Source organism: Ruegeria sp. BE1, from assembly GCF_056538885.1.
The window spans coordinates 350,406-375,179 of the sequence record NZ_JBQFTY010000002.1; the positions used below are offsets into that span (position 1 = coordinate 350,406).

Consider the following 24,774-nt stretch of genomic DNA (forward strand, 5'->3'; position numbering starts at 1 on the left):
TGGTGACCTATGAAAATCGGTATCCTTGTGACCGGCCACCCGCCTGATGAGCTGCGCGCGCAGTTCGGCACCTATGACGCGATGTTTCGCACGCTGCTGGATGGGAACGGCTTTACCTTTGACACCTACGCGGTTGTAGACGGTCAGTTCCCTGAAAATGCCGCTCAGGCGGATGGCTGGGTTATCACCGGCTCGCGCCATGGGGCCTATGAGGATCACCCATGGATCCCTCCGCTGGAGGATCTGATCCGCGCGATCCGGGCCAGCGGAAATCCCCTGATCGGCGTCTGCTTTGGCCATCAGATCATCGCGCAGGCACTTGGCGGCAAGGTCGAAAAGTTCAAAGGCGGCTGGGCTGTTGGACGAACCGACTATGACTTTGACGGCGGATCGGTCACGTTGAATGCGTGGCATCAGGATCAGGTCGTCGCCCTTCCCGAAGACGCGCGCGTCGTCGGAACCAACGAGTTCTGCCAAAACGCCATGGTGGCCTATGGAGATTCAATCTGGACGGTTCAGGCGCACCCGGAATATGGCGACGGGTTCATCCATGGGTTGATGGAGACCCGCGGAAAGGGTGTGGTGCCCGATGACCTGATGCAGGCCGCGGCGGACCGGTTGCCTGCCAATGACGACAATCCGAAAATCGGGCGGTTTATGGCGGACTTCCTGAAGAAAGCGAGGGCCTGATGGCCGACTGGACCGAACAGCTGCCGCAGGCAGCCCGCACCTATTTTGACGGCCATCGACTGGATGAGGTCGAATGTATCATCTCGGACCTGCCGGGCATCGCGCGGGGCAAGGCGGTGCCTGCTACGAAATTCGCCAAGCAAGCCTATTTCCACCTGCCCGACAGCATCTTTTACCAGACCATCACCGGTGACTGGGGCGAGGCCGCAGGCGAGGACGGGTTTATCGAGCGGGACATGATCCTGAAACCCGATTTCTCGACCGCATCCGCCGCGCCCTGGACCGGCGACTGGACGTTGCAGGTGATCCACGACGCCTATGACCGGGACGACAACCCGATCCCGTTCAGCCCGCGCAATGTGCTGAAACGCGTCGTGCAGCTGTATCACGACAAGGGCTGGAAGCCTGTTGTAGCCCCCGAGATGGAGTTCTTTCTGGTCGCCCCCAATGTCGACCCGGCGCAAGGCATCAAACCGATGATGGGTCGTTCGGGCCGACCGGCGGCGGCACGTCAGGCGTACTCGATGACTGCCGTTGACGAATTCGGCCCTGTGATCGACGACATCTATGATTTCGCCGAGCATCAGGGGTTCGAGATTGACGGCATCACCCAAGAAGGCGGGGCGGGTCAGTTGGAAATCAACCTGCGTCACGGCAACCCGGTGAAGCTGGCCGATGAAGTCTTTTACTTCAAACGCCTGATCCGCGAGGCCGCCCTGCGCCACAATTGCTTTGCCACCTTCATGGCGAAACCGATCGAGGATGAGCCGGGCTCGGCCATGCATATCCACCATTCGATCATCGACATGGAGAGTGGGCAGAACATCTTTTCCGGCCCGCAAGGGGGTGAGACGGATGCGTTTTATCACTTCATCGCCGGACTGCAGAACCATTTGCCAGCCGGGCTGGCCGTGATGGCGCCTTATGTGAATTCCTATCGCCGCTATGTGAAAGATCACGCGGCGCCGATCAATCTGGAATGGGCGCGCGACAATCGCACGACAGGCATCCGCGTGCCTCTGTCCGGCCCCGAGGCGCGCCGGGTCGAAAACCGGATCGCGGGGATGGATTGCAACCCCTATCTGGGCATCGCGCTATCGCTGGCCTGTGGCTATCTGGGCCTGACCCAGCAGGAGCGTCCGCGCCGTCAGTTCTATGGCGATGCGTACGAGGGCGAAGGCGATATTCCGCAGGTCATGGGCAATGCGCTGGATCTGTTCGATGGTGCAACCGCACTGCACGAGGTTTTGGGCCCAGAATTCGCGCGGGTTTATGGCATCGTCAAACGGGCGGAATATGAGGAGTTCCTGCAGGTCATCTCTCCGTGGGAGCGCGAGCATCTGCTGATAAACGTCTGAGCCTTTGGCCGGGGGCAGGATTTCCGTATTTGGAACGAGAAGAAGATGGGGTCTGCGCCATGAACCTTCTGTACGCGAATGACCGCAAGGCCGAGTATCCGGCCAGTTGGTATGCCGCGACGGCCAATCCCATAGACCGTTTTCCTGTTTTACAGGGCGACGAAAAGGCGGATGTCTGCGTGGTTGGCGGCGGCTATACAGGGCTGTCCGCCGCACTGCATCTCGCTGAGGCCGGGTTCAGCGTGGTGTTGCTGGAGGCGCATCGCGTAGGCTTTGGCGCGTCGGGCCGCAATGGCGGCCAGCTGGGCAGCGCGCAGCGGATGGATCAGGAAGACCTTGAGCGGCTGGTGGGCGATGAGGATGCGGCCAAGCTGTGGAATTTGGCCGAGGACGCGAAGGCGCTGGTCAAATCGCTGATCGCAAAGCATCAGATCGACTGTGACCTGAAACCGGGCGTGGCCGTTCTGGGCCTGTCCGCTGACGAGCAGCAAGAGTTGCACGACCACGCCGCGCATCTGTCCGACCGCTATGGCTATGACCAGATGGAGTTGCTGGACGAAGCTGCGGGGCACGGTCTGTGCCCATCGCCCGCCTATCGCGGGGGGTATCTGGATATGGGCGCGGCGCATCTGCATCCGTTGAATTATGCTCTGGGTCTGGCGCAGGCGGCGGCGCGCGCGGGCGTCCGCATTTACGAGGGCACCGAGGTTACGGGGGTTGATGAGGCCACTCCCGCGGTTGTGCGCACGGCGCAAGGTAAGGTGACTGCCGATCACGTCATTCTGGCCTGTAACGGGTATCTGGGCAAGCTGAATGGCAAGGTCGCCGCGCGGGTCATGCCCATCAACAACTTCATCGCCGCGACCGAGCCTTTGGGCACCGATGCCGCTCGTATTCTGAGCCGCGATGTGGCGGTGGCCGATACCAAGTTCGTTGTGAACTACTTTCGCCTTAGCGCCGATAACCGGCTGCTTTTTGGTGGCGGCGAAAGCTATGGCTATCGTTTCCCGTCCGACATCGCCGCAAAGGTGCGCAAACCGATGATCGAGATTTTCCCGCATCTGCGGGATGTCAAAATCGACTACGCTTGGGGTGGGACGCTGGCGATCACCATGCGACGGATGCCTTACCTGGCGCGGGTTGCGCCCAATATCCTGTCCGCTTCGGGCTATTCCGGCCATGGCGTTGGCACCGCGACCCAGGCGGGGCAGTTGATGGCGCTGGCCATTCAGGGGCAGTCCGAGGGCTTCGACACCATGGCCCGCGTCCCCGCCCTGCCCTTTCCCGGCGGGCCTGCGTTGCGTAGCCCTCTGCTGGTTCTGGCGATGACATGGTTTGCATTGCGGGATCGATTGGGTGTGTGACGCTAAGGCGTTTGTTTGAACTCTCTCAAAACACGGAATCCCGCCAAAGCTGATCGGGTATCCCGCAAAGCTCTACCCCGATTGGCAACACGAGAAGCGTCCATTGCAAAGGGATACGCTCCACCCCGGCTCACTGTTTTCGCGCAAGGGGTTTCGAGAGCCATTTCCAGATAGCGGCTGGATGTTCCCCACCCCGCATAAGTGTCGGTCCAGCAGGACATCGTGCGTTCGATCACATTGCCCGACATGTGGCGCAGTCCCCATGCATTTGCGGCGTCCAATTGGTCTACAGGCACAGGCGTGCCGCGCGAAACGAGGTCAGGGCGCTCTTCGCCCAGCATGATCTCGGTCGCGCTGCCCAGAAAATTCACCTGATCCGTGGTGACTTCTTCGCCCTGCGCAAAGGGCGTCTGCGTTCCGGCGCGGGCGGCGTATTCCCACTCTGCCTCGGTCGGCAGGCGGTAGACATCCATCCCGACCTTACTGTTCAGCCAATCGCTGTAAGCAACGGCATCCAAATAAGAGACCTTGATAACAGGATGATTGCCCCTGACCTTTGCGCGCTTGGAATCGGGCAGCAAAATATAGTCCTGCGGCTTATACCCGCCGCAGCCGCCATCGTGCACACAGGCCATCCACTGGTCATGGGTGACCTCGTTGCGGCCCATGGCGACAGGCATATCAACCGTGACCTTGTGCACCGGCCCCTCATGAAAAGCGATATAGGGGTTGTCCGGCGTGACAGGTATCCAGTTGCCTTCCTCGTCGAACTTGACGTTCTGTTTGGATTCGCCGGGAGGGCCGCCCATCATGAATTCACCCAGCGGTAGAACGATCATCTCGGGGCAGAGGTCGCATTCCTGAAACATCTCAAGTGGCGCGACTTCGGTTCCGTCAGACAAAGTGTAATCAGCCTGAGCGGCTGGCGCGAATGAGAACAGCGCAAATGCGCATGCGAGGCGAAGTTTAAGCAAACGATGGTCCAACTTTAGAGCAACTCAAGAGTTTGGCCATTGGCACCGCAGTTTCCTCAAAGTTGCAAGGACAATAATCCGGGCGGTCCTGTGACCTGCGTTCCGAGGAGTGCGACAGTTTGGTGAAATTTCGCCCAGCTCGCAATTGGGGGGTTTTCTCGGGATCGCTTTAGCTTTATCTTTTCCAAAGATAGAATTCGGGAAAACCAAATATGACGCTTCCTCCAAACGTTCATGACGCCGAACCCATCCCCGCAGCCGCACGTGACGCCATCGACGCCCTGATGCAGTCGGGCGACCTGTTCCGCTATACCGCGCCGCAGGATGCGCCGGTGGCGCTGCTGGAAAGCGAATTCGCCGCACTTCTGGGCACGAAGTATGCTCTGGCTGTGTCGTCCTGCTCGGCCGCTTTGTTCCTGTCGCTCAAGGCGCTGGGTCTGCCCCGCGATGCGCGCGTGCTGATCCCCGGCTTTACCTTTGCCGCCGTTCCCTCGTCTGTTGTACACGCAGATTGCATTCCGGTGCTGTGCGAAGTGGGCGAAAACTATCGCATCGACATGGAGGATTTCGCCGCCAAGCTGGACGACGTGCAGGTGGTGATCATCAGCCATATGCGCGGCCACACCTCGGACATGGATGCGATCATGGCCCTGTGCAATGACCGCAACATCCCGGTGATCGAGGACGCGGCCCATTCGCTGGGCACCACCTGGCACGGGCGCAATATCGGTACGATCGGCAAGGTCGGCTGCTTCTCGTTCCAGTCCTACAAGATGATCAACGCGGGCGAAGGCGGCATTCTGGTCACCGACGACGCCGATCTGGTTGCGCAGGCCGTGATCATGTCGGGCGCGTACGAGCATAACTGGAAGAAACACAAAGGCCCGCATGGCGATAACTCGCCCGAGTTGGGGCAAGCCTTTGCCCGCTGGCAGAACCAATTGCCGCTGTATAACCTGCGGATGAGCAACCTCAGCGCCGCCGTGATCCGCCCACAGATCCCTGAACTGGCGCGCCGCGTGGAGGACGGGCTGGCGAACCACGATTATGTGGCCGAGCGTCTGAACAACTCGGACTACATCCACGTTCCGGACCCGCTGTCGCCCGAGCGTCGTGCGCCGGATTCGATCCAGTTCAATCTGGTCGGGCTGAGCGAGGATGAAATCCGCGCCTTTGCCGCCGCGTCAGAGGCGCGCGGCGTCAAGGTTCAGGTCTTTGGCCTGAGTGAGGACAATGCCCGCGCCTTTTGGAACTGGCAGTTCCTGCCCGAGAAATTCGATCTGCCGCAAACCCGCGACATGCTGATGAAAGCCTGTGACGTGCGCCTGCCCGTGCGTCTGACACGCGCGGAATTGGACGTGATCGCAGACATCCTGCTGGCCTCGGTCGGGGATGTGACCGGGCCGGTTCCGGTTTACGGCACCTGATCATTACTGCGACGGCAGATCAAAAAGATCGGTCGACAAAAACAGCGCGGTGACTCCTTCGGGGGTCGCTGCGACGCGGGACAGAATGGCAAAAACCTGCGGCCCGTCCGGCCCGTCGATCAAAAGCGGCGCGCCGGAATCCCCCATCATCACCGGGCAAGTTGCCAACACCAGGCCACCCGCACGGCGCTGTGACGGACACGGCTGTGTCCGGCTGAGGACATGAGGACGTACACCCGGGTACCCCGCAACATAAGCTTTGGGCACCGCACTATCAGCAAAGGGTAAGAACCCAACCTGATTGCCAATAGGCTCAGCCAGTTCCAGAACCGCCCAATCCAGATCTGTACTGTTGTCGAAAACCTCATCTAAGCTCTGCCCAGATGGCAGATGGTAGGCTTTGACCACAGACACCGCCGCAGCCTCGCCCCTTTGGTATCCGGCGACAAAACGGATGCTTGAGGGCGCGATCCATCGCTTGCGGGCCGCGTTGTAAAGGCAATGTGCAGCCGTCAGAACCAACCGGTCCGAGATCAGGGTGCCGGTGCAATGAGATCTCTGATCCCGGCCCGCGAAGTTGACCCGTCCAATGGCCCGCCACGGGGCTTGCGCGGCATCCAGAATCTCGCGCTCGCGGATCGCATCGCATCCAGCTGACGCCTGCGCGCCCAAGGTGCAAACCTGCGACCAGTCGTCGGAAAAGAGGCCTTGTGCAAAGGCTGGCTGTATCCAGAACAGAAAGACAGTCAGAGCCAGCCAGCGCATCCTTTGCGCGTCAGTTCAGCTTTGAGAGTTTCTGTTGCAACTCGGCCAGTTGCTTTTTGATGTCATCCAGATCCTCTTTGGATTCAGGCTTGTCATCATCCTGACCCGGACCGGACCAGCCGCCGGACAAGCCCCCGGTCATCGCCTTAAGGAATGCCTGTTGCTGCGCCTGCATCGCATCGAACCCAGGTATCTGCGACATCGGGTTCATGGCGTTCATGTTTTCCATCATCTTGGATTGGCTTTCCCGCAGCATCTCGAACGAGCTTTGCAGGAATTGCGGCATCATCCCCCCACCCGGGATCATGTAGCTGCGCACCAGATCATTCAGCACGTTCACCGGAAGGACATTCTCGCCCCGGCTTTCATGTTCGGCGATGATTTGCAGCAGATACTGGCGGGTCAGGTCGTCCCCGGTTTTCAGATCGATGATCTGAACTTCGCGCCCGTCACGGATAAAGGTCGCGATGTCCTCCAGCGTGACATAGTCGCTGGTCTCGGTGTTATACAGCCGACGGCTGGCGTAGCGTTTGATCAACAGCGGTTTTTCTTGTTCTGACACTGTTTACCCTCCCCAAGGATGATGCATTGCAGCAGAGATTATGCGAGCGCAGAACAAAAAGAAAGGGCAGGTCAAAAGACCTGCCCAACGCGATTGCACCAGATGGGAGGAACGGGTGCGCCTCGCGGCATTAACTTACTTTGCAGCAGCGGCTTTCTTGGCAGCAGCTGTTACGTCGTTGGTTGCTTTTTTGACAACAGCAGTTGCGTCTTCCGCAGCTTCTTTGCCAGCAGCCATCAGCAGCTCGACGGTTTCGGTCTGCAGTTTCTTCGCGATCTCGGCGAAGGCAGCCATGTTTTCAGCAGCAACTTCGGCCGACGCGCTTGCGAAGTCGGTTGCAGCTTTGGCGTAGTCAGCAGGCTCAGCCTTGGCTTTCGACATCTCGGTCAGTTTGGACAGAGTGTCTTTGGTCCATTTGTTGGACACTTCAGCCGACTTGCTTGCAGCTTCCAGTGCAACGCCCGACAGTTTTTCGTTCAGGCTTGCGGTGGATTTGAAGGCACCTTCCAGAGCGGTGGTGTCAACGGGGAACGCGCCCATGATGTCTTTCATTGTGGCGGTAAAGTCTTGAGTCTTTGCCATTGTCCTAATCCTTTTGCCGAACCGGGCCCACCCCGGCTTTCATCAGCTTGAGGACAATATGAATGCTGCGGCGCAGCATTTCAAGTTTTTTCTTGCTGCGACGCAGAAAAATTTCAGTTTCAAAATGAAATCAGCGGTTTGCTTTGACCAGAACATAGGTCCCCGGTGCCGGGCACAGGCGCGGATGATCCGAATCGCCGGTATCGCGGGCCGGGACCTGCTTGCCTGACCGTTTCTTCAGCCACGCCTCCCACATCGGCCACCACGATCCTTCGTGGAAGTCCGCCTCTTTCAGCCAGGTCTCGGTATCGGCCTTCAGGTCCGGGTTGGAATAGTGGCCGTATTTCTTCTTGCTGGGTGGATTGATGATGCCTGCGATATGGCCGGATTCCGAAACAACAAAAGTCTTGGATTTCGATCCGGCCTGCTGGAAGCCGCGATAGCAATCCTTCCACGTGGCGATGTGGTCTGTCTCGCAGGTGATGGCCATGATCGGCACGTCCACGTCTTTGATATGCAGTTTGTGGCCCATCAGATCGAACCCGTCGCCGACAAAATCATTGCTCTGACAAAGACCGCGCAAATACTGGACCGCCATCTTACCCGGCAGGTTTGCCCCGTCGCCATTCCAGAACAGCAGATCGAACGCAGGCGGCGTCTCGCCCATCATGTAATTGCGGATGGCAGGCGTATAGATCAGGTCGCGCGAGCGCAGGAAGGACATGGTGCGCCCCAGAATCCACGCGTTCAGGACGCCTTCTTTGGCGACATGATCTTCGATACCGTCGACAAAGTGGTTTTGCAGGAAAGGCGTGAATTCCCCCTGCTCCCCAAAATCCGTCAACGTGGTGAAGAAGGTCGCCGATTTGATGGACTTGTCCCCCCGCTGTTTCAGCAGCGACAGGGTCAGGTTCAGCGTGGTGCCCGCAATGCAATAGCCAACGGCGTTGACCTGCTTAACCTTGCAGATCTTCTTGACCTCTTCGATGGCGGTCAGGAAACCGTCCTGAATGTAATCCTCCATCCCCACATCGGCGTAAGAGGCATCAGGGTTCACCCAGCTGACCACAAACAGGGTATAGCCCTGCTCGGTCACCCATTTGATCAGACTGTTCTGTGCTTTCAGGTCCAGAATGTAGAATTTGTTGATCCACGGCGGGAATAGAACGATGGGCGTCTCATGCACCGTCTCGGTCACCGGCTTGTACTGGATCAGTTCCATCATGCGGTTGCGATAGACCACATCGCCCGGCGTGGTTGCCAGATTGCCGCCCACCTCGAACGCATCATCGTCGGCCAGCTTTACGACCAGTTCACCATCATTGGCCTCAAGGTCTGAGACGAGGTTCTCAAGCCCCTTGATCAGGGACTCGCCTTCGGTCTCGACCGCTTTTTGCAGGGCGTCCGGGTTTGTCGCCAGGAAATTCGTGGGCGCCATCATGTCGACAATCTGCTGCGAGAAATACCGCAGGCGCTGCATGTCCTTGGCATCCATATCCTCAACCGAATTCACCGCCTGCGCGATTGCATCCGCGTTTGTCTGGTATTGCTGGCGGATCAGGCGGAAATAGGGGTTGGTCTCCCACAAGGGGTTGGAAAATCGTCTGTCTTTGGCCTTGGGGTCTTCGTCCTCAACCTCACCCTTGGTCAGCGCCTGTTGCGCTTCGGCAAAGTTCAGAACCGATTTGCCCCAGTATTCTATCTGCTGTTCCAGCATCTTGGCGGGATTTTGCCATGCCTCTGTCCAATAGGCTGTTGCTGCTCGTGCGAAAAGCTCTTGATTCGGAGCGTCCAAAGCGGGCGTATGCGGCTTTTTCACCGCCATCACTTCGATCATCCGTTTTGAGAGCGCTTCGACCCGCTCCATATTTTCTTTAAGGCGTTCAATGCTTTCTTCGGTCAATTCCGACATTTTTTCGTCACTTGTTGTCATTTTAACAATTCCCGCCTACTCTTGCTGCTATGCAGAATAACGTCGTGTGTCTCGGGGGGCAAAGCGGCGAATCGTCCGAACTCTAAGGCTGACACTCAGGAGACCCCTTTCCAATGCGCTACATGATGACGTACGATTTGATGGAAACGGTGCGCAACACCAACCAGTGGATGGGTGCGACCGCCAGCGCATTTGCATCTTACCCGATGTTTTCGATGGTACCTAACCCCGCCTTCTCGATGATGGCTGCATGGGGCGAAGTGACCGAGCGTACGTTCCAGCGCATGGTTGTCAAACCGGACTGGGGCATTCGCACCTTTACCTGCGAAGATGGCAAGGACCACCTGGTCGATATCACCACCGTTGTTGAACGCCCCTTTGGCGATCTGCTGCATTTCCGCGTCAACGGGCGCGAGGAACAGCCGCGCAAGGTTCTGCTGGTTGCGCCCATGTCGGGCCACTACGCCACGCTGCTGCGCTCGACCGTCAAAAGCCTGCTGGTCAATTGCGAAGTCTACATCACCGATTGGCATAACGCGCGCGACATCCCCGTGTCAGAAGGCAAGTTCGATGTCGAGGATTACACCCTCTACCTTGTCGATTTCATGAAAGAGCTTGGCCCCGACACCCATGTGGTCGCCGTGTGCCAGCCTGCCCCTCTGACGTTGGCCGCCACCGCCTATCTGGCCGAGGTCGAGCCCAAGGCGCAGCCCAGCACTCTGACTCTGATCGGCGGCCCGGTTGACCCCGACGCCACCCCGACCGACGTGACCGATTTCGGCCGTCGCGTCACGATGGGCCAACTGGAAGAGACGATGATCCAGCGCGTTGGTTTCAAGTACAAGGGCGTGGGTCGTATGGTCTATCCCGGCCTGCTGCAACTGGCGTCGTTCATGTCGATGAATGCAGACCGCCACAGTAAGGCGTTCACGGATCAAATCCACCGCGTGATGCGGGATGAAGCGTCTGACCACGATGCGCACAACCGGTTTTACGACGAATACCTCGCGGTGATGGATATGACCGCCGAGTTCTACCTGTCCACGGTCGAGCGTGTCTTCAAAAACCGTGAGATCGCACGGAACGAATTTGTCGTGGCAGGTCACAAGGTCGACATCGGTAAGATCACCGATGTGGCGGTCAAAACAGTCGAAGGCGCAAATGACGACATCTCGGCCCCCGGTCAGTGCATCGCGGCACTGGACCTGTGCACCGGCTTGTCTGATAAGAAAAAAGCCAGCCATGTCGAACCCGGCGCGGGCCATTACGGTATCTTTGCCGGACGCAGCTGGCGCGACAACATTCGCCCGCTGGTGATCGACTTCATGAACGCCAATTCGCGCAAGCCGAAACGTCGCGCTGCCAACAGCAATAAGGTCGCCTGATCCCAATGCGCGGGAAATCGGTGCAGGACATGCCGTTTTCCTGTTCTTGTGGTGCAATGACCGGCCATATCACGACCGCTGGTCTGCAGACGGGCACCCACGTCGGTTGCTATTGCCACGACTGCCGGGCGGCTCAGTTGTATTTCGGACAACCCGACCCGGCCCCCGGCCCGGTCAACATCCTGCATATGAGCCCCGAGGAAATCCGCTTTGACAGCGGCGTCCAGCATCTGGCCTTTATGCAGCTAAGCCCCAAAGGCATGCTGCGGTGGTACGCGAATTGCTGCAACGCCCCCTTGGCCACGACAGCGCGCAGCGCCAAGGTTCCCTTTGCCGGGTTCGATGTGAACCGGATCGCTGACCCCAAAGCGTTCGGCCCCATGATGACACGTGGCTTTGCGCCGCAACCGAACGGCAAACAGGCGCATGAGAAACTGCGCTATGCGGCCATCGGGATGCTGACGCGGTGCCTAAAGTCCTGGCTGTCAGGCAGTTGGCGCAAGACGCCCTTTTTCAACGAAGACAGCGGCACCCCCGTGGCCCGCCCGAAAGTCCTGACCAAGGCAGAGCGCGCAAAGCTTTACACATAGAGCGCCCGCACGGGTGTGCTGAGCCATTCGGTCAGGGCTTGGTTCACGGCGTCGGGCATCTCGAGCGTTGGCAAATGTCCAGCATCCTCAAACACTTTCAGCTCAGCACCCGGAATCAGGTCAGCCATGAACTCATGCTTGCGCTGCGGCGTCAGTTTGTCGTGGGCACCGCACAGCACAAGCGTTGGGACCTTAATGTGCCGCAGCTCGCCCTGCTGATCCGGTCGCCGCTGCAAGGCGCGGATTTGCCGTTCGAATACGTCGGGCCCAAAGTCCGCGGCCATCTCGATCAGCTCATTCAGGATTGGGATGCGTTGCGGCCCTGGCGCCAGCGTATCCGAGCCGATGACCCGGCGCATCACATCCTCAAGCCGTCCGGCCTTGGCCCCGACCAGCAGCTCTTCGCGGGCGGCGGCCAGCTGCGGTGTATCGGCCTGCGCGTCGCATGCCATCAGGCACAGGCGCGACACCCGGTCCGGTGCCCGCCGCACAAGCCCCAACGCGACAACCCCGCCCATTCCCAAGCCGCCCAAGGCAAACCGATGCGGCAACTGATCCAGTAGGGCCGAGGCGGTCTCTTCCACCCTTTCGCCCAGCGACACAGGCGCAACCGTCACCGCACGCTGCCGCGACAGACACTGGACCTGAGGGGTAAAAATCCGTGCGTCGCACATCATTTCGGGCAGTAAAACCAGCGGCTCGATCACGCGGGGCCTCTTCAAACTTCGGCTCTTTGGCCGGCACTCTTTTGTAGCAGGATGAGACGTTTTGCACCCGCGGGCAAGTTAAACTTCAAGGGTAAGCGATACCCCGAAACGCCGGGAAATCCGCATAGCGTTTGCGGCGGACAGACAGCTCTTCGCCCGGCTCCGCCCCCGGTTGCAACAAACAGCCGCGCGGCGCGATATAGCTGTCGATGCGATGATGTGGTGTTGGTCTCCAGACCAGATTGAAGGCGCAGAGTTTGGGAAAGAACCAGATCTCAGAATAATCCAGATGGTCATGCATCCACCACGCCAGATCGCGCCAGTCGCGCCCCTGTTCATACTGATCGGCAAACCACGGGATGACGATTGAGGCGCCTGCAATCCGCGCCTCTCCCTCACCCCGATCCCAGATATGACACTCCAACGGGTTGTCGTTGCGGGCACAGTTCAGCCGGTTCTCATTGCCGAACTGGTTCAGTGAGGGCGAGCGGTATCCCGACCGCACAGCAACCCGCCCAAAGGTTTCCTCAAGCGGGTCCAGCAGGGTCTGGCAAAAGGCGCGGCCGGTTTCGATGGCCAGATCGGGGTTTTCAGGCAGGTTCTGTTTTTCGTGGAAATTCCCGATCTCGGAATACAGAAAATCCCGCATGAAAAAGTGCCTCGACAGGCGCACCCGGCCAAGCGTTTCAAGGCTCCACATGCTGCCGGGTTTGCGCATCGCTATTCCACACCTGCGCTTTTGAGCCAGCCCAGAATGCCCGCCACCGCAGAATCCGTCTGCCCGGGTGACATCAACCGACCCGCAACCACATGCGAGGACGGATCATCCCCCGGCCCCATCGTGACAAGGTGAACCGTTGCCGGGCCGCCCCAGTTGTTGGCCACCTGATGGGTCAGATCGGGGCGCACCACCTGATCATCATCCGAGAACCAGAACAGTGCAGGGACCTGTGCGCCCGCGAAATCCAGCGCATAAACAGTCTCCACAAGCGCGGTCATCGGCACCACAGCCTCCCACGGATAGACCGCTGTCCAATAGGTGTTCTTTTCCGGGTCCGGGCCTGAGACATCCCGCACCTCGCCCATCAGCATCGGCAACCAATGCCGCGCCCATGGCAGACCGGGAATCCAAGCACCCGGCGTGTTCACCCGGAAATTCGGTGAAACAAATACCATGGCCGCCACATAATGGCTCAGTTCAGGGTCAAGCGCCGCTGCCGCCGCCAGCGTCCCGCCGGTCGAGGTCGACATGACGACGACCCGGTCCCCGACGGCCCGCGCCGCAGCTAACCCTTCGGCCATATCCCGCATCCAGCCAGACGCAGTCCCCTCGGCCATGGCGTCACCGTCCCGGCCATGACCTTGCAGCCGGGTATAGACCAGATTGGCCCCCAGCGCGTCGGCCACCCTGTCGGGCACGGGCCGGATTTCCTCGGATGATGCCGAAAACCCGTGCACATAAAGGACCGAGATTGGCGTGCGCTGTTCCTTGAACCCGTCCTGCCAGATAACCCGCTTTTCGACACCGGGCACAATATCGTCAAAGGCGGACTCGGTGCTTTCGAAATAGACCTGAACCCCTTCGCCGAATTTGCGCGGATCAAAACGTGGATGCAGATCGACCTCTTCGCGCGGACCGAACCAGTAAATCAACCCACCCAGCACGACCAGCGCCAGCAAGACACGGCCCAGAACCCAGCCAAAGCGCCGCATTAGTCAGCCCCCATCACGGCAAGAACCGCGTCCTCGATGATCCCCAGACACGGCCCGTCGGAAAATCGATGATCGGCATCCTTGACCAATAGCAAACGCATATCCGCGCCGGTGGCATGGTCCAGCAACCGCACGGCAGTCTCGGTAGAAACCGCCGTATCTGCCGTGCCCTGCAGGAACCGGACCGGAAAGGGCAGCTCCAGCGCATCGCGCAATACCAGTTGCTGCCGCCCGTCTTCAATCATCCGTTTGGTGATGATGTAGGGCTCCATGTAATCTGACGGCAATTCCACATGGCCAACCGTCTCAAGCGCCGCTCTCTGCGTGTCGTCAAACGAAGCCCAATATCCGTCCTCGGTAAAATCCGGGGCCGCCGCGATTGTGACCATCCCGGCGATCCGCTCAGGCATCACCCTGGCCAGCAACAGCGCCTGCCATCCGCCCATGGACGACCCGACAATGATCAAAGGCCCCTCGGTCAGCGCCGACACAGCCGCAACCGTGTCCTGATGCCAATCTCCGATACAGCCGTCCTCGAACCGGTCCGAGCTTTCGCCGTGCCCCGAGTAGTCAAACCGCAAAAACGCCTGCCCTCGCGCCTGCGCCCACGCCTCAAGATGAATGGCCTTTGTACCCTCCATATCCGACTTCAAGCCGCCCAGAAAAACCACCGTCGGACCAGCGCCCTCGCTTTTGTGATACGCCAACCGCCGCCCCTGCGCCGTCTCCAGAAATTCAGTCGCTGCCATAAAACCCTCTTTGCTTTCACCGCATCATGCACGCGCCACTCCCAAGCGCAATCGCCCCCTGCTTCTTCTTGTTCCAAATACGGCGGGGAGCGCGAGGGGCGGCGCCCCTCGCTCCACCACTTGACACACTCCCCCCCAACTGCCAAAGCAGCCAAACGCAAATAACCCGCAACCGGGCGTTCAGTGGGCGCCAAACCGACGAGGAGAGCCAACATGGCCCTGGATTCAAAATCCGTCTCTCTCACCTTTCCCGATGGCAATGCACGTTCCTATGACGCAGGCGTAACGCCCGCGCAGGTCGCTGCCGATATTTCAACCTCGCTCGCGAAAAAGGCAATCTCGGCCACGGTGAACGGCAAGCACTGGGACCTGCAATGGCCCATCGATGCCGATGCCGACATCGCCATCCACACCATGAAGGACGAAGATCAGGCCAATGAGCTGATCCGCCACGATCTGGCCCACGTCATGGCCCGCGCCGTGCAGGAAATCTGGCCCGCGACCAAAGTCACCATTGGCCCGGTCATCGACAACGGCTGGTACTATGACTTTGACCGCGAAGAACCCTTCACCCCCGAAGATCTCGGCCTCATCGAAAAAAAGATGAAAGAGATCATCAACAAGCGCGACCCCGTCACCACCGAGGTTTGGGACCGTGACCGCGCGATCGAGTTCTACAAGGCCAATAACGAACCTTACAAAGTTGAGCTGATCGAAGCGATCCCCGGCGATGAGCCGCTGCGCATGTATTGGCACGGCCACTGGCAGGACCTGTGCCGCGGCCCGCACCTGCAGCACACCGGCCAACTGCCCGGCGATGCGTTCAAACTGATGTCCATCGCCGGTGCCTATTGGCGCGGCGACAGCGACCGCGCCATGCTCCAGCGTATTTACGGCGTGGCTTTCACCGGCAAGGAAAAGCTCAAATCCCACCTACACATGCTGGAAGAGGCCGCCAAGCGCGACCACCGCAAGCTGGGCCGCGAGATGAACCTGTTCCACATGCAGGAAGAGGCCCCCGGCCAGATTTTCTGGCATCCCAATGGCTGGAAAATCTACACCACCCTGCAGGACTATATGCGCCGGATGCAGGAACGCGACGGCTATGTCGAGGTGAACACCCCGCAAGTTGTCGACCGTAAGCTGTGGGAGGCGTCGGGCCACTGGGACAAGTATCAGGAAAACATGTTCATCGTCGAGGTTGACGAAGATCATGCCCGCGAAAAGGCGATCAACGCGCTGAAACCGATGAACTGCCCCTGCCACGTGCAGGTGTTCAATCAGGGTCTGAAATCCTATCGCGACCTGCCCCTGCGCATGGCCGAGTTCGGATCGTGTGCGCGCTATGAACCTTCGGGCGCGCTGCACGGGATCATGCGGGTGCGCGGGTTTACGCAGGACGATGGCCACATCTTCTGTGCCGAAGATCAGATTGAATCTGAAACCGCCAAGTTCATCGCTTTCCTGTCCAAGGTCTATGCCGATCTGGGCTTCCATGACTGGACGATCAAATTGTCCACCCGCCCGGAAAAGCGGATCGGGTCGGATGAAAGTTGGGATCTGGTGGAAAAGGCCCTTGGCGATGCCTGTAAGGCCGCCGGGTACGACTATGAGATTCTCGAAGGCGAAGGCGCGTTCTACGGCCCCAAGCTGGAATTCACCCTGACCGACGCGATCGGCCGGACGTGGCAATGCGGTACGCTGCAGGTTGACCCAAACCTGCCCGAACGTCTGGACGCCAGCTTTATCGGCGCGGATGGCGCGAAACACCGCCCGTTCATGCTGCACCGGGCGACGCTGGGCTCTTTCGAGCGCTTCATCGGCATCCTGATCGAAGAACATGCGGGCAAGCTGCCGTTCTGGCTGGCCCCGCGTCAGGTCGTCGTCGCCTCGATCACGTCCGAGGCGGACCCGTATGTGGCCGAGGTGGTCGAAACGCTGAAAGCCGCTGGCGTGCGGGCCGAGGCCGATATTCGCAACGAGAAGATCAACTACAAAGTTCGCGAGCATTCGGTCGGTAAAGTGCCCGTTATTCTGGCCGTCGGTCACCGCGAAGTTGAAGACCGCACCGTCAGCGTTCGGCGTCTGGGTGAAAAACAGACGCAGGTTCAGTCACTTGAGGCTGTAACAATTGAGCTTTCCGAGGCGGCAACTCCGCCCGATCTGCTGTAACATTCGGCGACATACCGCCGGGAATCCGGCCCCCAAATAGGGGCCGGATTGAAATATTTTCCATTTTCGATTTCAAAAACAATATGTTAACCTGCAATAGGCCATGACATATCCTGACGGGGTTGTGAGACACGGGCTCGTGAATTCAACTGTTGGCTCACAAGCACTACCTTTGTCATTGTCACAAGCAGACATACGCAGTCATCAAAAGGGATTACCGAGATGTCGAACACCGCAAAAACACTGGTTATCGCAAGCGCAGTCGCAGCCGCCGTTTCTGGCGTTGCCACCACCGCATCAGCCCAAGCCAAAGAGAAATGCTATGGCGTTTCGCTGGCCGGTCAGAACGACTGCGCCGCTGGCCCCGGCACCACCTGTGCGGGCACCTCGACCGTAGACTACCAGGGCAACGCCTGGACTCTGGTCGACGCGGGCACCTGCGCCGATATCGAACTGCCGGACAACCGCAAAGGTTCGCTGGAGCCGCTGGACCGCGACCTGCCGGCATAAGCCACGGCAATCCAAGACCGAGGGGCGGGCCATATCGCCCGCCTCTTTTTCGTGACTGGAGGGCAAGCACATGTTGGATCACACAACCAGACCGAACCGGCTGCCTGCGGCACCCGGAGTTGGGTACAAGCCACAGCATTTCGCGCAAATTCTGGACCATGCGCAGCCGGTTGCCTGGCTTGAAATCCATGCCGAGAACTACATGGGCGATGGCGGCAGACCGCTGGCCCAACTGCGCCACCTGTCCGAACAGTTTCCGATCTCGGTCCACGGTGTTGGCCTGTCCATCGGCGGCGAAGGCCCGCTGGACGCAGATCATCTGGCCCGGCTGAAACATCTTGTAGGCTGGCTGAACCCTGCCAGTTTTTCCGAACATCTGGCGTGGTCGACCCATGACAGTCACTTTCTGAACGACCTGCTGCCCCTGCCCTATACCGACGCAACGCTTGCGCGGATTTGCGAACATATCGATCTGGTGCAGGACACGGTCGGCAGGCAGATGCTGCTGGAAAACCCCTCAAGCTATCTGGCGTTTGAGGAAAGCACCTGGTCCGAGCCTGATTTCCTGCGCGAAATCGCGCGCCGTACCGGCTGTGGCCTGCTGTTGGATGTAAACAACGTCTTTGTTTCGGCCACAAATCTGGATTTCTCACCGCAAGGTTACATCGATGCCTACCCGCTGGATCAGGTGGGTGAGATTCATCTGGGCGGTCATGACGAGGACGAGGACGACCACGGCCGCCCCCTGCTGATCGACAGCCACGGGCGCGAGGTGGTTGATCCCGTCTGGGCCCTTCTGGATTATGTGCTGGAACGGTCAGGTCCGAAACCTGTGCTGATCGAATGGGACACCGATGTGCCGGACTGGCCCGTTCTGCGGGCCGAGGCAGAGCGCGCCCAGCTGGCGTTGGATCGCATCCCGGCATGAGCGTCTCACAGGACACTTTCCACTCTGCCCTGCTGGACCCGTCCAAGACGGTTCCCGATGGCCTGCAGGATGCACAGGCGCGACCAGCCGGGCGGCGGTTCAGCGTCTATCGCAACAATGTCGCCGTGTCTCTGACCGAGGCGATGCATCAGGCGTTTCCCGTGATCACCAAATTGCTGGGCACCCAGAATATGGATGGCCTGTCGGGGATGTTCCTGCGCAAGCACCCGCCCACATCGCCGTTGATGATGTTTTACGGCGAGGCGTTTCCAGATTTTCTTGCAGGGATGGAGCAGCTGTCCCATCTGGGCTACCTGCCGGATGTTGCGCGACTGGAACTGGCCCTGCGCCGGTCTTACCATGCTGCAGACAGTACCCCGGCCCCGGCTGATACGCTGGCCCTGCCACCAGAAGAAATTATGCGGGCGCAACTGACCTTTGCCCCCGCGATGCAGATTTTAAACTCAGATTGGCCGGTGTTTTCGATCTGGCAGTACAACTCGAAAGAGGGTGCGCCAAAACCAGAGCCCGGCCCCGAGGCCGTTCTGATCACCCGGCCCGATTACGATCCTATTCCAAACCTGCTGCCCGAAGGCGGTGCATCGTGGATTGCTGGCCTTCAGGCAGGGCGAACCATTGGTGCCGCATACGAAGAAACGGCGGCGACATTTCCCCAATTTGATCTGGGGGCCACTCTTGCGCTGCTTCTGCAGGGCGGCGCAATAAACTCTGTGACTATCGAAAGGCTGGCGACATGACCGCGCTGATCTCATTACACAACAACACCCTGGGACGGTTGGAGGTGACCTCTGGCTGGTTGACCCCGACCCTCGCCCGGCTGGTTTTTGCGGCAACCTTGCTGATTTACTACTGGAACTCGGCAACAACGAAACTGGGCAACGGGATTTTCGGCTTTCTGCGCCCGTCTGACGGGGCCTATGTGCAGATCTTCCCCAAAGCGATGGAAGCAGTCAGCTATGACAGCTCGCAGCTGGGCTTTGGCCACTGGATTGTCGCCCTGGCCGGAACCTGGGCCGAGTTCATCCTGCCCGCTTTGCTGGTGATCGGCCTGCTGTCGCGCGTCGCGGCGCTGGGCATGATTGGATTTGTCTGGGTTCAGACAATTGTTGACGTGTCCGGCCACGGAGCTGCACTGGGTAGCTGGTTCACTGCGGCACCGAACGTTCTGGATCAGCGCACGCTGTGGACCTTCCTGCTGCTGATGATCGTGATCAATGGCGCAGGACCGCTGTCGGTGGATCGCATCCTGCGCATCAAGTGATTTAGAAATGTGCCTTGGGCTCGTCCGGTTTACCCGCGGCCAGCCCAAGGACCCCCGCCACTGCGGCAAACGCCACCGGGAACATGGTGAAGACGTTAAAGCCAAAGGCAAAATACATCCCCGCCGCTGAAACCAGCAGCAAAAGCCCCCCGATCAACGCCCGTGCATGGGCCATCGCGCCCCCGGCGATCGCCAACAGTGGCGCAAGGATCGACGCGATCTGTATAAGCTGTGCGTTGTCTACCTGTTCGGCCAGCCCCTCAATCTCGCCATAGCGGTCGACCAGTTCGACATAGCCATAGCCGACAAAGCCCACGATCATACCGATCAGGCCGGCGATGACACCCAAAATCATAGCTGCGTTGCGCATTCAAAATCCTCTGACTTACGCCTCTTCACATAGGCATGCCATCACGCAACACCAAGCCCTGCCTTGGTTTCTGCAGTCCAACCCAGAAACAGCGTGCCGTCCCGCTCGATCAAGGGTCGTTTCATCAATGTCGGATGCTCGGCCAACAGGTCCAGCGCGGGACGCGCGCGCTCGGCCTCATCCAATCCGCGCCATGTGGTGGAACGGGTATTGAGCAAAGCCCCGCCGAAAGCTTCAAAAGCCCGCTCAAGCACCGAGACAGGCACACCGTCGGCGCGAACGTCCAAAAATTCGGCATCTGGAAGGGATTTCAAGGCCTTACGGCAGGTGTCACAGTTTTTCAGGCCATAAAGCTGCATTTTGACGGGGTCCTGTCTTTGGTTCAATTTTTGGGCAAATTTGCCTGTGTGTTCCGGTAATTCTTGATTTTTTACTTCACCGTGCAATGTTGAAAAAGACGAAACACGCAATTCGGGCAGCATCGTGTGGGCGATACTGTGATGTGTTGCGGCGGCGTCAATCACTGCCCCCACCAATTTGTGGGACAACGTGTAAGTAGAAGGAGACACGGGAAATGCCAACTGGCACCGTGAAATGGTTCAATACCACGAAAGGCTACGGGTTTATTGCCCCCGATGAAGGTGGCAAGGACGTATTTGTTCATATCTCGGCCGTTGAACGGTCCGGTCTGACCGGGCTCGCCGACAATCAAAAAGTCTCATACGAGCTGCAAGACGGACGTGATGGCCGCCAAATGGCCGCTGATTTGAAGCCGTTGTAAGAGACCACCGCCCCTGGGCGGCTCAGCAAATCAGGACAACGGCCAATTTCCGGCCGTTGACCAATTCCCCAAGGTTCCAAGACCTTTCCCTTATGCCGGATCGTGCCCGGTATGAGTGAACCAGTCTTCGCCCATCGCCACGATACAGGACGTGCCAGTCGCATAGGTGACAACCATCGTCCAATCGCCTGACTTGCTGGTCCAGATCTCCATCACTTGTTCGGGTCCGCGCATGCCCGTCGCCGCCCGTTCCGATCCGAACTGCCGCTCCAGCTTTTCGTGCATCCGCGACGTCGGTTCACACAGAACCTCGGCAATTGGGGATTTTGCCTGAACGGCGGGCGCCAGCATGGCCAGCAGGCAAACGGGGCGGAGTGCAGAGAACAGGGTCATGTCCCGATTGTAACGAAATCATGACACTCTGTATAGACAAACGATATGCGATCAATCCTTGCGGATCACGGCCTCAAACTCGCGCCATTCCCGCGCGGTCATGCCTGAATTCTCTTGCGTCACGGCCTCACCCGCCAGCATCCGGCGCAGGCTGTCGACCATTTGTGCCGACAGGTTGACCGCGCCCAGGCGGTAATCCTCGAACGCTTTGTAGGCAAAGGGCACCCAGTCGGCGACGATCTTGCACATCATGTCGGCATATACGCGGATTTCGTACTGCGCATGCGGGTCCGCGCGCAGACGCAGGAAGTGGAACAGGTTGTGCAGGTCGACCTTCCAGTACCACTGCGTATAGATATTCGCGGGCAGGTTCATCCGCGCCAGTTCGCGCGCTAACCCCTGCTGACCATTCTGGCTGATCATCGCCTCGTAATTGTCATAGCACCGCACGCTGTCGGCCTTGAGCATCTCAAGCACACGCGCAGCCTCTTCCCCCTGCAGGGCCTCACCCCGCCCCTGATTGTTGACCTCGGATTGCGCCGCCACGTGGTCGGGTGCGGGGATATAGAACTCACGATCCAGAATCGAATAACGGGCCGAGTATTCGTTCACATTGGCCGTCCGATGACGAATCCATTGACGGGCCACGAAAACGGGTAGTTTTACATGCAGCTTGATCTCGCACATCTCGAACGGGGTCGAGTGCCAATGGCGCATCAGGTAGCGGATCAGCCCTTCGTCATTCTGCACCGATTTGGTGCCCTTGCCGTAAGACACCCGCGCCGCCTGACAGATCGCCGCATCATCGCCCATATAGTCGATGACCCGCACGAAACCATGGTCCAGAACCTGATGGGCAGTGTACAGATGATCCTCCATCCCGGCGGCCACAACGCGGCGTGTTGGATGCGATTGCGCCCGTTGCGCTTCGATCTCGGCCAGTTGGTCTGGGGACAGCGGCATGAAATTTCCTTTCCAGCAATGAGTCGCGCACCACTATATATCGGCAAGACACAGACAGGAACCGCGATATGTGCGCATGATCGCGTAAGCGCCAAATTGTGTCCGTGCGACCCCTCGACTCGTATCAATCGCGCGCTAAGGTGCTTGGCATCACCTGAACAAAAAAGGAAGCCGCAATGGGGCTGACATATCTTCACACCATGGTCCGCGTGAAGGATCTGGAGAAGTCGATGGCGTTTTATGAACTGCTGGGCCTGAAGGAAACCCGCCGCTATGACAGCGAACAGGGCCGGTTTTCGCTGATCTTCATGGCGCCTCCGCGGCAAGAGGATCGGCCGATCGAGCTGACCTATAACTGGGATGGCGACGATGCCCTGCCCAGCGACAGCCGCCACTTTGGCCATTTGGCCTATGGCGTCGATAACATCTACGACATGTGCCAGAAACTGCAGGACAATGGTGTTGTGATCAACCGCCCGCCGCGTGACGGTCGGATGGCATTTGTACGTTCGCCCGACAATATCTCGGTCGAACTGCTGCAAAACGGCGACGCGCTGGACCCAGCTGAACCCTGGGTCAGCATGGAAAGCACCGGTCACTGGTGATCCGCTGGTTGACAGTATTGGGGCTGGCCGTCCTGGCCAGCCCGCTTCGGGCCGAGACCTGCCGCCTTGCCCTTGCTTTGGCGATAGACATCTCGACCTCGGTCGATGCGGCCGAAGACGCGCTACAGCGTCAGGGCCTGGCGGCGGCGCTGGTCGCGCCCGAAGTGACCGAGGCGTTTTTCTCGTCCCCGATGCCGGTCGCGCTGGCAGTTTATGAATGGAGCGGTCGGTCCACACAGCATGTCATCCTGAACTGGAGCATGATCGACACGCAAGCTGATCTGCTTGCGGCGGCCACAACCATCCGGCAATCCGTACGGTCTGACAGCGGGTCGGCCACGGCGATGGGGTATGCACTGGCCTTTGGTGCGACCTTGATGCAGCAGGCCCCGCCCTGCCTGTTCCAAACCATCGATCTGTCGGGGGATGGATCCAACAATGACGGCTATGGCCCCCAATCGGCCTATCGGCATTTCCCCTTTCAGGACGTCGTGGTCAATGGGCTGGTGATCAACGCCGCTGATTTCGAAGGTGAGCTGTTTCTGATCCCCTTCTTTGAAAACAACGTGCTGCACGGCCCCGGAGCCTTTCTTGAGATCGCGCAGGGGTTCGAGGACTTTGAACGCGCGATGCGGCGCAAGTTGGAGCGTGAATTGCAGGGTCTGCAGATCGGGGCCCTTCAGAACAACGCGCCGCAATGATCCGACTGCTGGCAACCCTCTTTGCCCTGACCGCCGGGCCAGCCGTGGCCGAGTGTCGGCAGGCCCTGGCGCTGGGGTTGGATGTGTCGGGGTCCGTCGACAGCCGCGAATATCGTCTGCAATTGGATGGTCTGGCCGCTGCGTTGCAAGCCCCAGAGGTGGCGCAGCTCATCCTGTCCAACCCGTCGGCCCCCGTGCGACTGGCCGTGTTTGAATGGAGCGAACCGGGCCATCAAAGATTACTGCTCAACTGGACCGAAATCCGATCCTATGACGATCTGAATCAGATCAGCTCCCGGCTCAACTCCACCTTGCGCAGCGCGGCGCCGCAGGGCACTGCTGTCGGTGCCGCAATGGCCTATGGGGCCGATCTGCTGTCGCAGCAACCGCGTTGCTGGACACGCACGCTGGACCTGTCTGGCGATGGGAAACACAATCTTGGCCCTCATCCCAAGGCGACCAAAGCCGAGCTGGCGCATTTGGGCATCACGATCAACGGGCTTGTCATTGGCACAGACAGCCCCCGACCGGGCGACATGCGGTTTGTGCAGATTAGCGAGCTGTCCGCCTACTACAAAACGTCGGTCATTCTGGGCCCCGATGCCTTTGTCGAGGTCGCGCTGGGGTTCGAAGCCTATCAGGAGGCGATGACCCGCAAGCTGTTGCGCGAGTTGGAGGGGCTGATCCTGTCCGACGCAGGCACCCCCCTGCGCTGATCAGTAGATATATCTGATCTGGTCCGTCCAATACCGTTCAACCCGGCGCAGCGAGGTGGCAATGTCGTCGATCCCGTCCAACCCCAGCACCCCGCGCGACTGCAGCCCTTCGGCATGGCGCGAGAACAGCTGGGTGACAATATCCCGGATCTCACGTCCACGCGGCGTCAAACGCACCCGGACCGAGCGGCGGTCAATCTCGCATCGCTGGTGGTGCATATAGCCCATTTCCACCAGTTTCTTGAGGTTGTAGCTGACATTGCTGCCCTGATAGTAACCCCGGCTTTTCAGCTCGCCCGCCGTGACCTCATGATCGCCGATATTGAACAACAACAGGGCCTGCACCGCGTTGATTTCCAATACACCAACCCGCTCAAACTCATCCTTGATGACGTCCAGCAACAGCCGGTGCAAACGTTCGACCAGTGCCAGCGCCTCAAGATAGCTGGTCATAAACTCTTTGGTTTCCGGCCCGGAGACCTGCATTTCCATACTCATCCGATCCTCCGATTCAGTCACGCAGTTTCAGGCAGCATGAATCGAAATCCCGAAAA

The 24,774-nt window shown here is 59.2% G+C and carries 29 protein-coding genes; 15 read left to right on the top strand and 14 right to left on the bottom strand.

The genetic code is table 11. The features are described from left to right. Positions 1-9 precede the first annotated feature (9 nt). The 3 genes from ACR0J5_RS07955 to ACR0J5_RS07965 are packed head-to-tail and all read left to right on the top strand — an operon-like array spanning position 10 to position 3,412. Positions 10-690: a type 1 glutamine amidotransferase gene (locus tag ACR0J5_RS07955; RefSeq protein WP_480652093.1), complete on the top strand. Its 681-nt coding sequence runs from the start codon at positions 10-12 to the stop codon at positions 688-690. Further along, positions 690-2,048, top strand: coding sequence for a glutamine synthetase family protein (locus ACR0J5_RS07960; protein WP_480652095.1), 1,359 nt, complete (start codon positions 690-692; stop codon positions 2,046-2,048). The genes ACR0J5_RS07955 and ACR0J5_RS07960 overlap by 1 nt, the downstream gene beginning before the upstream one ends. 59 nt (positions 2,049-2,107) lie before the next feature. Next, complete coding sequence (locus ACR0J5_RS07965) at positions 2,108-3,412, top strand: NAD(P)/FAD-dependent oxidoreductase (RefSeq protein ID WP_480652097.1); 1,305 nt, start codon at positions 2,108-2,110, stop codon at positions 3,410-3,412. Between the two features lie 2 nt (positions 3,413-3,414). Here the strand turns inward: ACR0J5_RS07965 and ACR0J5_RS07970 are convergent, their stop codons facing one another. Beyond that, positions 3,415-4,314, bottom strand: a complete 900-nt coding sequence (locus ACR0J5_RS07970) for a formylglycine-generating enzyme family protein (protein WP_480652099.1) — start codon at positions 4,312-4,314, stop codon at positions 3,415-3,417. A 284-nt stretch (positions 4,315-4,598) separates the two neighbouring features. Between ACR0J5_RS07970 and ACR0J5_RS07975 the strand changes: the two genes are divergently transcribed. Beyond that, positions 4,599-5,813: a DegT/DnrJ/EryC1/StrS family aminotransferase gene (locus tag ACR0J5_RS07975; RefSeq protein WP_480652101.1), complete on the top strand. Its 1,215-nt coding sequence runs from the start codon at positions 4,599-4,601 to the stop codon at positions 5,811-5,813. Positions 5,814-5,816: 3 nt separating this feature from the next. Here the strand turns inward: ACR0J5_RS07975 and ACR0J5_RS07980 are convergent, their stop codons facing one another. The 4 genes from ACR0J5_RS07980 to ACR0J5_RS07995 all read right to left on the bottom strand — a co-directional run bounded on the left by ACR0J5_RS07980 (position 5,817) and on the right by ACR0J5_RS07995 (position 9,655). Beyond that, entirely contained in the window at positions 5,817-6,578 is a 762-nt protein-coding gene (locus ACR0J5_RS07980; protein WP_480652103.1) for a trypsin-like serine peptidase, read from the bottom strand. Between the two features lie 10 nt (positions 6,579-6,588). Further along, complete coding sequence (gene phaR, locus ACR0J5_RS07985; RefSeq protein WP_480652105.1) at positions 6,589-7,140, bottom strand: polyhydroxyalkanoate synthesis repressor PhaR; 552 nt, start codon at positions 7,138-7,140, stop codon at positions 6,589-6,591. 135 nt (positions 7,141-7,275) lie between these two features. After that, entirely contained in the window at positions 7,276-7,722 is a 447-nt protein-coding gene (locus ACR0J5_RS07990; RefSeq protein ID WP_480652107.1) for a phasin family protein, read from the bottom strand. Positions 7,723-7,852: 130 nt separating this feature from the next. Beyond that, the gene (locus ACR0J5_RS07995) at positions 7,853-9,655 is read right to left on the bottom strand and encodes a PHA/PHB synthase family protein (protein WP_480652109.1); all 1,803 of its coding nucleotides are present in this window, start codon (positions 9,653-9,655) and stop codon (positions 7,853-7,855) included. A 113-nt stretch (positions 9,656-9,768) separates the two neighbouring features. On the opposite strand from ACR0J5_RS07995, the gene phaZ reads away from it, so the two are divergent. Together phaZ and ACR0J5_RS08005 are read left to right on the top strand one after the other, a co-directional pair. Continuing rightward, positions 9,769-11,040 (top strand): polyhydroxyalkanoate depolymerase, encoded by a 1,272-nt coding sequence (gene phaZ / locus ACR0J5_RS08000; protein ID WP_480652111.1) that lies wholly within the window; start codon positions 9,769-9,771, stop codon positions 11,038-11,040. Between the two features lie 29 nt (positions 11,041-11,069). Beyond that, positions 11,070-11,630 carry a DUF6151 family protein gene (locus ACR0J5_RS08005; RefSeq protein ID WP_480652885.1) on the top strand — a complete coding sequence of 187 codons (561 nt, stop codon included), beginning with the start codon at positions 11,070-11,072 and terminating at the stop codon, positions 11,628-11,630. Here the strand turns inward: ACR0J5_RS08005 and ACR0J5_RS08010 are convergent. From ACR0J5_RS08010 to ACR0J5_RS08025, 4 genes are all read right to left on the bottom strand, one after another. Beyond that, the gene (locus ACR0J5_RS08010) at positions 11,621-12,337 is read right to left on the bottom strand and encodes an alpha/beta fold hydrolase (RefSeq protein ID WP_480652113.1); all 717 of its coding nucleotides are present in this window, start codon (positions 12,335-12,337) and stop codon (positions 11,621-11,623) included. The genes ACR0J5_RS08005 and ACR0J5_RS08010 overlap by 10 nt on opposite strands. Before the next feature lie 85 nt (positions 12,338-12,422). Continuing rightward, positions 12,423-13,037: a hypothetical protein gene (locus ACR0J5_RS08015; RefSeq protein WP_480652887.1), complete on the bottom strand. Its 615-nt coding sequence runs from the start codon at positions 13,035-13,037 to the stop codon at positions 12,423-12,425. Between the two features lie 20 nt (positions 13,038-13,057). Beyond that, positions 13,058-14,050, bottom strand: coding sequence for an alpha/beta hydrolase (locus ACR0J5_RS08020; RefSeq protein ID WP_480652115.1), 993 nt, complete (start codon positions 14,048-14,050; stop codon positions 13,058-13,060). Beyond that, positions 14,050-14,799 (bottom strand): alpha/beta fold hydrolase, encoded by a 750-nt coding sequence (locus ACR0J5_RS08025; RefSeq protein WP_480652117.1) that lies wholly within the window; start codon positions 14,797-14,799, stop codon positions 14,050-14,052. The genes ACR0J5_RS08020 and ACR0J5_RS08025 overlap by 1 nt, the downstream gene beginning before the upstream one ends. A 213-nt stretch (positions 14,800-15,012) precedes the next feature. On the opposite strand from ACR0J5_RS08025, the gene thrS reads away from it, so the two are divergent. From thrS to ACR0J5_RS08050, 5 genes are all read left to right on the top strand, one after another. Further along, positions 15,013-16,971, top strand: a complete 1,959-nt coding sequence (gene thrS / locus ACR0J5_RS08030) for a threonine--tRNA ligase (protein ID WP_480652119.1) — start codon at positions 15,013-15,015, stop codon at positions 16,969-16,971. 222 nt (positions 16,972-17,193) lie between these two features. Continuing rightward, positions 17,194-17,481, top strand: a complete 288-nt coding sequence (locus ACR0J5_RS08035) for a BufA1 family periplasmic bufferin-type metallophore (RefSeq protein WP_480652121.1) — start codon at positions 17,194-17,196, stop codon at positions 17,479-17,481. A 70-nt stretch (positions 17,482-17,551) separates the two neighbouring features. Next, positions 17,552-18,409 carry an MNIO family bufferin maturase gene (bufB, locus tag ACR0J5_RS08040; protein ID WP_480652123.1) on the top strand — a complete coding sequence of 286 codons (858 nt, stop codon included), beginning with the start codon at positions 17,552-17,554 and terminating at the stop codon, positions 18,407-18,409. Next, positions 18,406-19,167 (top strand): HvfC/BufC family peptide modification chaperone, encoded by a 762-nt coding sequence (locus ACR0J5_RS08045; protein ID WP_480652125.1) that lies wholly within the window; start codon positions 18,406-18,408, stop codon positions 19,165-19,167. The genes bufB and ACR0J5_RS08045 overlap by 4 nt, the downstream gene beginning before the upstream one ends. Then, the gene (locus tag ACR0J5_RS08050; protein ID WP_480652128.1) at positions 19,164-19,691 is read left to right on the top strand and encodes a DoxX family protein; all 528 of its coding nucleotides are present in this window, start codon (positions 19,164-19,166) and stop codon (positions 19,689-19,691) included. The genes ACR0J5_RS08045 and ACR0J5_RS08050 overlap by 4 nt, the downstream gene beginning before the upstream one ends. 1 nt (position 19,692) lies before the next feature. Here the strand turns inward: ACR0J5_RS08050 and ACR0J5_RS08055 are convergent, their stop codons facing one another. Both ACR0J5_RS08055 and ACR0J5_RS08060 read right to left on the bottom strand, forming a co-directional pair. Continuing rightward, on the bottom strand, positions 19,693-20,061 hold the full coding sequence (locus ACR0J5_RS08055) for a hypothetical protein (protein WP_480652130.1): 369 nt from the start codon (positions 20,059-20,061) through the stop codon (positions 19,693-19,695). Positions 20,062-20,102: 41 nt separating this feature from the next. Continuing rightward, positions 20,103-20,420 (bottom strand): ArsC/Spx/MgsR family protein, encoded by a 318-nt coding sequence (locus ACR0J5_RS08060; protein WP_480652889.1) that lies wholly within the window; start codon positions 20,418-20,420, stop codon positions 20,103-20,105. A 215-nt stretch (positions 20,421-20,635) separates the two neighbouring features. Between ACR0J5_RS08060 and ACR0J5_RS08065 the strand changes: the two genes are divergently transcribed. Beyond that, positions 20,636-20,842, top strand: a complete 207-nt coding sequence (locus tag ACR0J5_RS08065; RefSeq protein WP_008758035.1) for a cold-shock protein — start codon at positions 20,636-20,638, stop codon at positions 20,840-20,842. A gap of 90 nt (positions 20,843-20,932) precedes the next feature. On the opposite strand, the gene ACR0J5_RS08070 is transcribed toward ACR0J5_RS08065, so the two are convergent. Together ACR0J5_RS08070 and thyX are read right to left on the bottom strand one after the other, a co-directional pair. Next, positions 20,933-21,235, bottom strand: a complete 303-nt coding sequence (locus ACR0J5_RS08070; RefSeq protein WP_480652132.1) for a hypothetical protein — start codon at positions 21,233-21,235, stop codon at positions 20,933-20,935. A 51-nt stretch (positions 21,236-21,286) separates the two neighbouring features. Then, entirely contained in the window at positions 21,287-22,198 is a 912-nt protein-coding gene (gene thyX, locus ACR0J5_RS08075) for an FAD-dependent thymidylate synthase (protein ID WP_480652134.1), read from the bottom strand. A gap of 176 nt (positions 22,199-22,374) precedes the next feature. Between thyX and ACR0J5_RS08080 the strand changes: the two genes are divergently transcribed. The 3 genes from ACR0J5_RS08080 to ACR0J5_RS08090 are packed head-to-tail and all read left to right on the top strand — an operon-like array spanning position 22,375 to position 24,220. After that, complete coding sequence (locus tag ACR0J5_RS08080) at positions 22,375-22,803, top strand: VOC family protein (RefSeq protein WP_480652136.1); 429 nt, start codon at positions 22,375-22,377, stop codon at positions 22,801-22,803. Further along, positions 22,800-23,504 (top strand): DUF1194 domain-containing protein, encoded by a 705-nt coding sequence (locus ACR0J5_RS08085; protein ID WP_480652138.1) that lies wholly within the window; start codon positions 22,800-22,802, stop codon positions 23,502-23,504. The genes ACR0J5_RS08080 and ACR0J5_RS08085 overlap by 4 nt, the downstream gene beginning before the upstream one ends. Next, on the top strand, positions 23,501-24,220 hold the full coding sequence (locus tag ACR0J5_RS08090; RefSeq protein WP_480652140.1) for a DUF1194 domain-containing protein: 720 nt from the start codon (positions 23,501-23,503) through the stop codon (positions 24,218-24,220). Before ACR0J5_RS08085 ends, ACR0J5_RS08090 begins: the two co-directional genes overlap by 4 nt. Here the strand turns inward: ACR0J5_RS08090 and ACR0J5_RS08095 are convergent, their stop codons facing one another. Next, positions 24,221-24,718 carry a MarR family winged helix-turn-helix transcriptional regulator gene (locus tag ACR0J5_RS08095; protein ID WP_480652142.1) on the bottom strand — a complete coding sequence of 166 codons (498 nt, stop codon included), beginning with the start codon at positions 24,716-24,718 and terminating at the stop codon, positions 24,221-24,223. Positions 24,719-24,774 lie beyond the last annotated feature (56 nt).